Origin of the sequence: Saccharothrix sabaoui, from assembly GCF_051756985.1 — a bacterium.
Taxonomy (GTDB): domain Bacteria; phylum Actinomycetota; class Actinomycetes; order Mycobacteriales; family Pseudonocardiaceae; genus Actinosynnema.
On record NZ_JBPKJK010000019.1, the window covers coordinates 74,243 to 82,835 of the forward strand.

Annotated in this window: 12 protein-coding genes; 4 read left to right on the top strand and 8 right to left on the bottom strand. The window is 73.6% G+C overall.

Going from position 1 to position 8,593, the window contains the following annotated elements:
* Positions 1–30: 30 nt before the first annotated feature.
* From ACR807_RS08700 to ACR807_RS08710, 3 genes are read right to left on the bottom strand one after another with little or no spacing between them, the layout of a single operon-like run.
* Complete coding sequence (locus ACR807_RS08700) at positions 31–276, bottom strand: helix-turn-helix transcriptional regulator (protein WP_438920697.1); 246 nt, start codon at positions 274–276, stop codon at positions 31–33.
* Positions 273–1,136, bottom strand: coding sequence for an ABC transporter permease (locus ACR807_RS08705; RefSeq protein WP_438920698.1), 864 nt, complete (start codon positions 1,134–1,136; stop codon positions 273–275). Before ACR807_RS08705 ends, ACR807_RS08700 begins: the two co-directional genes overlap by 4 nt.
* Positions 1,133–2,005: an ABC transporter ATP-binding protein gene (locus ACR807_RS08710; RefSeq protein ID WP_438920712.1), complete on the bottom strand. Its 873-nt coding sequence runs from the start codon at positions 2,003–2,005 to the stop codon at positions 1,133–1,135. The genes ACR807_RS08705 and ACR807_RS08710 overlap by 4 nt, the downstream gene beginning before the upstream one ends.
* A 186-nt stretch (positions 2,006–2,191) precedes the next feature.
* On the opposite strand from ACR807_RS08710, the gene ACR807_RS08715 reads away from it, so the two are divergent.
* The 3 genes from ACR807_RS08715 (at position 2,192) to ACR807_RS08725 (ending at position 4,092) form a co-directional block, all read left to right on the top strand.
* Complete coding sequence (locus tag ACR807_RS08715) at positions 2,192–3,391, top strand: cytochrome P450 (RefSeq protein WP_438920699.1); 1,200 nt, start codon at positions 2,192–2,194, stop codon at positions 3,389–3,391.
* Complete coding sequence (locus ACR807_RS08720; RefSeq protein WP_438920700.1) at positions 3,388–3,582, top strand: ferredoxin; 195 nt, start codon at positions 3,388–3,390, stop codon at positions 3,580–3,582. The genes ACR807_RS08715 and ACR807_RS08720 overlap by 4 nt, the downstream gene beginning before the upstream one ends.
* Positions 3,583–3,645: 63 nt before the next feature.
* Positions 3,646–4,092, top strand: coding sequence for a hypothetical protein (locus tag ACR807_RS08725; protein WP_438920701.1), 447 nt, complete (start codon positions 3,646–3,648; stop codon positions 4,090–4,092).
* A gap of 60 nt (positions 4,093–4,152) precedes the next feature.
* Here ACR807_RS08725 and ACR807_RS08730 read toward each other — a convergent pair whose 3' ends face one another.
* The 4 genes from ACR807_RS08730 to ACR807_RS08745 form a co-directional block, all read right to left on the bottom strand.
* The gene (locus ACR807_RS08730; protein ID WP_438920702.1) at positions 4,153–4,500 is read right to left on the bottom strand and encodes a type II toxin-antitoxin system PemK/MazF family toxin; all 348 of its coding nucleotides are present in this window, start codon (positions 4,498–4,500) and stop codon (positions 4,153–4,155) included.
* The gene (locus tag ACR807_RS08735) at positions 4,487–4,717 is read right to left on the bottom strand and encodes a DUF8778 family protein (protein ID WP_438920703.1); all 231 of its coding nucleotides are present in this window, start codon (positions 4,715–4,717) and stop codon (positions 4,487–4,489) included. The genes ACR807_RS08730 and ACR807_RS08735 overlap by 14 nt, the downstream gene beginning before the upstream one ends.
* A gap of 22 nt (positions 4,718–4,739) precedes the next feature.
* Complete coding sequence (locus ACR807_RS08740; protein WP_438920704.1) at positions 4,740–6,599, bottom strand: bifunctional polysaccharide deacetylase/glycosyltransferase family 2 protein; 1,860 nt, start codon at positions 6,597–6,599, stop codon at positions 4,740–4,742.
* 82 nt (positions 6,600–6,681) lie between these two features.
* Positions 6,682–7,074 (bottom strand): DUF6542 domain-containing protein, encoded by a 393-nt coding sequence (locus ACR807_RS08745; protein WP_438920705.1) that lies wholly within the window; start codon positions 7,072–7,074, stop codon positions 6,682–6,684.
* Between the two features lie 66 nt (positions 7,075–7,140).
* Here ACR807_RS08745 and ACR807_RS08750 point away from each other — a divergent pair, with 66 nt between their 5' ends.
* The gene (locus ACR807_RS08750) at positions 7,141–8,184 is read left to right on the top strand and encodes an LCP family protein (RefSeq protein ID WP_438920706.1); all 1,044 of its coding nucleotides are present in this window, start codon (positions 7,141–7,143) and stop codon (positions 8,182–8,184) included.
* Positions 8,185–8,257: 73 nt separating this feature from the next.
* On the opposite strand, the gene ACR807_RS08755 is transcribed toward ACR807_RS08750, so the two are convergent.
* Positions 8,258–8,593: hypothetical protein (locus tag ACR807_RS08755; protein ID WP_438920707.1), on the bottom strand; the 336-nt coding region annotated here is incomplete at its 5' end.

An 8,593-nucleotide genomic window follows, 5' to 3' on the forward strand; every position in this document is an offset into this window, starting at 1 on the left:
CGGCCCTCGCGGGACCGCCCCCCTCCGCGTCTACGCGGACCGCTCCGCCCCCTGGCTGCCCAGGCGCGGGAACGGGTCGGTCGAGAACACGACCTCCACCGGCACCTCGAAGTACCGCGCGATGCGCAGCGCGAGGTACAGGCTCGGGCTGTACTCGCCCCGCTCCAGGTAGCCCACCGTCTGGTAGTGGATGCCCAGGGCCTCGGACAGCTGCCGGCGCGACACACCCCGTTCGGCGCGCAGCATCGCGATCCGGTTGTAGACGCTCTCGCTCACCCCGCGCCCCTCTGGAGCGCCGCCTGGCGGCGCTTCTCCATGTCGGCCCCCGACTCCCGGCGGGCCATCCGCCGCAGGATCGTAGGCGCGAGCAGGAACCCGACCGCTGCCCAGGTGGCCAGGACCGCGATCACCACCGGTGTCCGCCACGTCCCGCCGATCTCGGCCGCCGCCGCCGCGTCGGGCAGCAGCGCCGAGCGCGCGCCGAGCCCCACCCAGTACACCGGGAAGAACTGGCCGAGCGCCTGGAGCCAGCCGGGCAGCGCGGTGATCGGGTAGAAGACGCCCGAGATCGCGGCGATGCCCATCATCGGCAGCATGGTGATGCCCATGGCGCTGCCGGGGCTCTTGGTGATCGACCCGGCGACCGCGCCCCACGGCAGGGTCGCGAGCATCCCCAGCACCAGCACGGCCAGCAGGCCGAGCACGCCGCCGACGCCCGCGTGGCCGAACACGTCGACCAGCAGCGCCGCCGGGACCAGCAGCACGACCAGGCTGAAGCCGCTGTCCAGGGCCATCTGCACGAGCCGGCCGACGAGGTAGCCGAGCATCCCGTTGGGCACCGCCTTGGCGCGCAGCAGCGTGCCGTCCTCGCGGTTGGTGCTGAGCTGGCCCGCCGGCCCGACCAGGCCGCCGAACGCGACGCCCATGCCGAGCAGGCTGGGCAGCGTGAACGCGGCCAGGGTGAGGCCGGTGCCCTCGACCACCGTGTCGCGCTGGAACCACAGCACCAGCATGAAGCCGATCGTGGTGACCACGTTGAACATCTGGTCGCTGCTGCCCAGCGTGTGCCGGAACTCGCGCAGGCCCCGGTCCACGCCGAGCCGCACCGCGAGGAGCTTGCCGTCGGCGCCGCTCACAGGACCGCCACCTCCTCGCCCTCGGCCTGCCCGCTCTCGTGCCGCTGGACCAGCGCCATGTAGGTGTCCTCCAGGGTGCTGCGGCGCACCTCCAGCTCGGAGATGCCCGTCGCGTGCTGCCGGAACAGGTCCCGCACGAACCCGGTCGCGTCGTCGGCGGTGTGCACGTGCCGCTGCCCGTCGTGCGTCCAGCGCACCTCGGTCTTGCCCGCGACCCGGCGGCCGAGCTGGTCGGGGCTGCCGTCGGCGATGATCCGGCCGCCCGCGAGGACCAGGATGCGGTCCGCCAGCCGCTCGGCCTCGGCCAGGTCGTGCGTGGTGAGCAGGATCGTCATGCCCTCCAGGTCCGACAGCCGGTGCACGAGGTCGTGGAAGTCGCGGCGGGCGTGCGGGTCGAACCCGGCGGTGGGCTCGTCCAGGAACAGCAGCTCGGGCTTGCCGACGATGCCGATGGCGACGTCGAGCCGCCGCCGCTGGCCGCCGGAGAGCGTGGCGACCTTCTTGTGCGCGTGCTCGGTGAGGCCCACGGTCTTGACCAGCTCGTCGGTGTCGACCGGCCGGGCGCGGCCGGGCGTGGAGTAGGGCCGGTAGTAGCGCCCGATGTGGTGCAGCAGCTCGCGGACCTTCCACCGGCCGTGGTCGCGCCAGGACTGGAGCACCACGCCGAGCTTGGCCCGCCACGCCTCGTCGCCGGTGGCCGGGTCCTGCCCCAGCACCCGGACGTGGCCGGCGGAGGGCAGCCGGAAGCCCTCCAGGATCTCGATGGTCGTGGTCTTGCCCGCCCCGTTCGGCCCGAGCAGGGCGACGACCTCGCCCGGGCCCGCCGTGAAGTCGATGCCGCGCAGCACGTCCGTCGAGCCGTAGCGCATGCGCAGGTCACGTACGTCGATGACCAAGGACCCCCACCTCCCCATGTCAGAGTTCTCGGGCGATTTGTAGCACACCTGCTATCAGCCGTACTACAGCCGTTCCCTGACGGCATATTTACTTCACGGGTTCGTGAATTTTCTGTAGCTTGCGAAGGAGGTCCCTTAACGCACTGGGAGGTGTGCGAGATGACCGACGTCCTGCAAATCGCGCTGCCGACGAAACGCACGGCGGTGTTCGACCCGCCCGCGCAGCTGGGGGAGATCCGCGCGACGGAGCCCATCAGCAGGCTGCGGTTCCCCGACGGGCACGAGGGGTGGCTCGTCACCGGCTACGCGCCGGCGCGGGAGGTGCTCGCGGACCGGCGCTTCAGCAGCCGGTCCGAGCTGCACCACCCGCTGCGCGGCATGGCCGACCGGCCGGTGCCGCGCCAGGACCCGGCCAAGCCCGGCATGTTCATCGGGATGGACGCCCCCGACCACACCCGGTACCGCAAGCTGCTCACCGGCCAGTTCACCGTGCGGCGGATGAACGCGCTGATGCCGCGCATCGAGCAGATCGTGGCCGAGCACCTCGCGCAGCTGCGCGCGGCCGGGTCGCCCGCGGACCTGGTGGCGCACTTCGCGCTGCCGGTGCCGTCCATGGTGATCTGCGAGCTGCTGGGGGTGCCGTGGGAGGAGCGCGAGACGTTCCAGCGCGACACCGCGGCGGCGCTGCGCCTGGACCAGACGTTCGAGCAGTCCAGGGAGGCGTTCGGCAGGCTGGAGGAGTTCGTCGCCCGGCTCGTGCGGCGCAAGCACGCCGAACCGGGCGACGACATGCTCACCGGGCTCGTCCAGACCGGCGAGCTGACCGACCAGGAAGTCGCCAACATGGGGCTGCTCCTGCTCGTCGCCGGGCACGAGACCACGGCGAACATGCTCGGCATCGGCACGTTCGCGCTGCTGCGGCACCCCGAGCAGCTGGCCGCGTTCCGGGCCGACCCCTCGTTGGTGGACAACACCGTCGAGGAGCTGATGCGGTACGTGTCGATCCTCCAGTTCGGCACGATCCGCACGGCGCTGGAGGACGTGGAGATCGGCGGCTTCGTGATCCGCGCGGGCGACACGGTGTCCATCTCGGTGGCCGCCGCGAACCGCGACCCGGAGCGCTTCGAGCGGCCGGACGAGTTCGACGTCCACCGGCCCGCGGCGGGGCACCTCGGGTTCGGGCACGGTGTGCACCAGTGCCTGGGCCAGCAGTTGGCCCGCATCGAGATGAGGGTCGGGTACGCGGCGCTGTTCCGGGAGTTCCCGGACCTGCGCCTGGCCGTGCCCGCCGAGGAGGTGAAGGTGAGGTCCGACATGGCGATCTACGGCGTGCACGAGCTGCCGGTGGCGTTCTCGTGAGGGTCGAGGTGGACCCGGACCGCTGCGCGGGCTCCGGCATGTGCGCCCTGACCGACCCGGACGTCTTCGACCAGGACGAGTCGGACGGGACCGTCGTGCTGCTGGAGCCCACGCCGACCGGCCCGCACGAGGCGACGGCCCGCGAGGCCGCCCAGCTGTGCCCGGCGTCGGCGATCCGGGTGCTCGGCTGACCGCTCCCCGCCGGGGCCCCTCGGGGCTCCGGCGGGTCCGCGGTCTCTGCCACACTCGTCGCCGTGTCGTTGGAGCTGGCGGACCAGGTCGCGTCCGTGACGTCGGCCGTCCTGGGTGCCGCGGGGCTGGCGTGCGCGCTGGTCGGCCTGGTGCTCCAGTGGCGCGACCGCAGGCGGGCGCGGGTCGCCGCGCTGTTCACCGATCCGGTGGTCCCCGACGCGCCCGCCCCGGAAGCCCCCACCGCGGAGAGCACGGGCCTGTACGTGCCGAGCCGGAACGAGTGGGTCCCCGACCCGAGCAACCTGCCGCAGGGCGGGTACGGCAACGCGCCGTGGGACGCCGGACACGGCTTCCCGGACGTCGGGGAACTGTCGACCTTCCCGCCGTCCTTCCCGCAGCAGGCCCCGGTCCCGGGCGGGCGGGGACCGGCCGGGCGGGCGTTGCTGGTGGTGGGCGCGTCCCTGCTGGCGCTGTGCGCGGTGGCCGCCGCCGTCAGCCTCGCCCTGTAGTCCGCCCCCGGTCCAAGCCCCGGTCCAGGCTCCGGTCCAGGGTGCGCTCCGGAGCGCGCTTCAGAGCGCCAGGTGCATCCGCAGGGCCTCGTCGAGCTGCTTGAGCACCGCGGGCGGCAGGCCGCCGATGCGGGCGCGGAGCCTGGCCGCGGCGACCGTGCGCACCTGCTCGGCCTGGGCCTTCGAGTCCGCGCCGAGCCCGCACTCCCTGGCGGGCAGCAGCACCTGGAACGGGTACACCCGGCTGGTGTTGGAGGTGATCGGCACGACCGTCACGACCCCTCGGCCGCCCCGTCCGGCGGCCCGGTTCGCCGCGTCGTTGCTCACGACCACGGCCGGGCGGACCTTGTTGGCCTCGGCGCCGCGCACCGGTTCCAGGTCCACCCAGTAGATGTCACCTCGTCGCATCGACCGCACCGTCTGGCGCGGTCGTCTCCCACAGCTCGCCCTCGCCGCCGGTCTCCCACTCGTCCCAGGCACTGGCGTAGGCGTTCTCCAGGCCGGCCTCGCGCAGCATCGCGATCGCCTGGTGGATGACCGACGACCGCGACGAGCTGCGGTGCTGCCTGAGGTAGCGGTCGACGAACTCGACGTCCTCCTCCGGGAGGCTCACACTGATTTTCATACCGCTGATGCTACCCGCGGTGCTACCGGGCGACCACCCCGGCGAGCCCGCTGCGCCGAGCCGTCTGCCACGCCAGCGGCGTGCCCTGCAAGGCCGTGACCAGCGATTTGATCACCACGACGTACGTGAGCTGCCGGTAGGCCACCTGCTGGAGCGGGAACACCCACAGGGGTTTGAGCGACTCGCCGTCCAGCCTCAGGGCGTACCCGGCGCCGATCGTCTGCACGACCAGGAACACCGCCCAGATCACCAGCGCCCACGGCGCGTCGGCCACGAACGCCCCGTACAGCACGTAGACGTCCAGCGCGGGCGCCAGGGCGGGCAGCGACACGTGGAACAGCAGCAGGTACAGCAGCCCGAACCGGCCCATCCGGCCGTGCTCGCGCAGCGCCGTCCGGTGCTTCCACATCGACTGGAACGTGCCGTAGGACCACCGGTAGCGCTGCTTGTAGAGCCCGGACGCGCCGGTCGGCACCTCGGTCCACGCCCGCGCCGCCGGTTCGTAGACCACCCGCCACCCGGCGCGGGTGATCGCCATCGTCACGTCGGTGTCCTCGGCGAGGGTGTCGGCGCTGATGCCGCCGACCTCGTCCAGCGCCTCCCGGCGGAACGCCCCGATCGCGCCCGGGATCGTCGGGATGCACTCCAGCGCGTTGAGGATCTGCCGGTCGAGGTTCGACCCCGCCGTGTACTCCAGGTGCTGCCAGCGCCCGAGCAGGCCGCCCCGGTTGGCGACCTTCACGTTGCCCGACACCGCGCCCACACCGGGGTCGCCGAGCGGGCGGACGACCTTGGACACGGTGTCGCGCTCGAACACGGTGTCGCCGTCCACCAGGACCAGCGCGTCGTGCCGGGCCAGCGCGATGCCCGTGTTGAGGGCGGCGAACTTGCCGCCGTTGGACTGGCTGACCACCCGCACGTTCGCCAGCCCCAGCGACCGCGCGATGTCGGCCGTGCCGTCGGTGGAGCCGTCGTCGACCACCACGACCTCCACCTCCGCCGGGTGCTCGGAGGCGGCGATCGAGCGCACGGCCGCGGCGATGTTGGCGGCCTCGTCGTAGGCGGGCACGACCACCGACACCGGCGGGGCGTGCGGCCTGACGACGGTGTCGCGGTGCAGGCGGCGGGCCGTGTGCGCGAGGCCGAGCTGGAGGACGGTGCGCAGCGTCGCGAGCACCGCCACCGCCGCGCAGACCAGGCCGAGCAGGGTGGCCGGCACGTCGCCGTGGTGCTGCGACCAGCTCAGCGCGTGCCCGGTGACCACCTCGGCGGTGTCCGCGTCGCCGAGCGCGGGCGGCCGTCCGGTCGCGTCGGTGAGCGTGGTGAAGCGGCGGTCCGGCAGCGCCTCGACGAGCAGGCCGACCACGGCGGGCGTCGCGCTGGACACGTGCAGCCGGACGACCCGGTCGGCGTTCGGCAGCACGTCCGCCACCACGTGCTGCGGGTCGTACCGGTGCAGGTCCGGCGTGTCGGGATCCGGTTCGGACAGTCCGCTGTGGACGTCCGCGGCGGCGGCCAGGGCGGTGCGGGCGAACGCCGTGCCCAACCCGTCGTGCTCGCCCTCGCGGAAGGAGGACACACCGACCTCGTGCCCGTCGCGCACCATCCGCCGCACCAGCTCGGGGTGCGCGTTGACGTGCGCGCCGACGACGAAGAAGGTGGCCCGCGCGCCGCGGGCGGCGAGTTCGTCGAGCAGGCGCGGCGTCCACCGCGGGTGCGGCCCGCCGTGGAACACCAGCGCCGCCGTGCCGTCCGCCACCCCCTCGTTCACCACCGGCACCCGTTCGGGTTCCGACACCCTGGCCGTGGCGTAGGCGTGGAAGCTCAACACGCCCATCAGGAGCCCCAGCCCCACCACCAGCGACACCCAGTGCGTCCTCACGGCACGTGCCCGGCGACGGTCGTCACGATGACCGCCGCCAACCCCAGCAACGACGACGCCAGCGCCCACCCGAGCGCGCGCATCACGCCGCGGCGCCTCCCCGTCGGGTCGACGAAGACCTGCCCCTCCACCACGATCCCCCCACCCGCACCGCCGCCACCACCAGCCCGGCGCCCACCGCCACCGCGAGGTGCGGGAACGCGCGGACGACCGGTGGTGCGACGAGAACCGCCAACTCCCCCGTGGAACTGCCCCCCAGCGCGGACGCGGCCACCACCAGACCCGCGTACAACAGCGGGGGTGCGGGCGCCACGACCCAGAGCCCGACCGGCCGCACCATCGCGGTCGCGAGCAACGCGCCGAACACCATGAAGACGCCGAGCAGCACGCCGGGTTGCTCGCCGTCGAGCAGAAAGCCGACACCGGTGAAGAGCGCCGTCACGGCGAGCGCCGCCAGGCTCGGCAAGTGCGCCACGCGGTCAACCACGGCACGTCCCCCAACGTCAGCTTGTCTAGGTTAGAGGACGCATGGGGGGCGGTCGTGGTGCACAGGGTTTTGCGAGTAGTGGTCCGGACCACGTGGATCGCGCTGTCGGCGGTCGTGCTGGTCGCGGCGGGCGTGGCGTGGACGACGTACCAGGAGGTGGACGCGGGCATCCGCCGTTCGACGGCGATCCCGCCGGACGCACCCCGTTCCGCGTCCGGCACCACGGTGCTGGTCATGGGCCTGACGACCCGCCGCGACCTGGACGGCGGCACCCCGCCCGAGGAGGTGCTGGACGCCCTGCACGCGGGCGACGTGGACCGCGGCGGGTACAACGCCAACACGCTGATCCTGCTGCACCTGTCACCCGGGGGCGGCGCGAAGGCCCTGTCCCTGCCGCGGGACAACGGCGCGGAGCTGCTCGGGATTCCCGGCGGACCGCAGCGGGGCAAGGTCAAGGAGGCGTACGGGAGGGCCAAGGAGGCGGTGGAGCGCACCCTGTCCACCACCCTGAGCCCGGCGGAGCAGGAGTGGCGGGGCCGCGAGGCGGGCCGGAGGGCCCAGGTGCAGACCGTCAGCGCTCTGCTGGACGTCCCGGTCGACCACCTCGTGGAGGTCAGCATGGTCGGCTTCCACCACCTGGCCGAGGCGCTGGGCGGCGTGGACGTGTGCCTCAACCGGGCGACCGCCGACCCCTACTCGGGCGCCGACTTCCCGGCCGGACCGCAACACCTGACCCCGGCCCAGTCCCTGGCATTCGTCCGCCAGCGCCACGGCCTGCCGAACGGCGACCTGGACCGCACGCGACGTCAACAGGCGTTCCTGTCCGCCCTGGTCCACCGCCTCAAGACGGAGGGCCCGGCGGCCCTGGGCCGGGTGGCGGAGGTGGCCAAGCACAACGTGGTCCTGTCGGAGGGCTGGGACGTCCTGGCGTCCGCCCAGGGCACGTCGGGCGTCACCTTCAGCACCCTGCCCCTGGTGCCGGACGACGTGCCGGACCCGCGCCCCGTCCTGCGGGCCGCCGCGGCGGCGACCCTGCACCCGGCCGGCGGCCCGTCGGGCCCGGGCTCGGCCCCGTCCCCGGTGCCGTGCGTGGACTGACCCGCCGGTCCCGGGATCACCGACCGCGCCGACCGGCCACGGGACCGGTCGGCCCCCAGGGGCCCGGTGCCCGTCAGGAAACGATCGGTTCGCGGTGGTGGGCCGCGTCCTGGGGGCAGAACCACGCGGCGCGGCCGTCGACCGCTCGGGCGCTCATCGGGTGGCGGTGCCCCGGACACGGCGGAAGGGGCGCGCCACCGGTCTCCTCGATCGCGTGGTCCTGGATCTGGGCGGCCGTGGCCGCGACGGCCTGGTCCGGGGGCACGTCGAGGGAAAAGTACACCCGGACCGCGGCTTCGTCGCCTTCGCCGCGGCCCAAGGTCACCACCAGGCTGTCGGGCGCGGCCAGCCCCGGCGGTGCCTCCGGGGACTCGTGGTGCTGCTCGACGGCGAGGACGCGCCACGGCGG

Coding starts and splice junctions, on each gene's coding strand:
- ACR807_RS08710 (WP_438920712.1), bottom strand. CDS start 2,005: ATGCGCTACGGCTCGACGGACGTGCTGCGCGGCATCGACTTCACGGCG.
- ACR807_RS08715 (WP_438920699.1), top strand. CDS start 2,192: ATGACCGACGTCCTGCAAATCGCGCTGCCGACGAAACGCACGGCGGTG.
- ACR807_RS08735 (WP_438920703.1), bottom strand. CDS start 4,717: ATGAAAATCAGTGTGAGCCTCCCGGAGGAGGACGTCGAGTTCGTCGAC.
- ACR807_RS08730 (WP_438920702.1), bottom strand. CDS start 4,500: ATGCGACGAGGTGACATCTACTGGGTGGACCTGGAACCGGTGCGCGGC.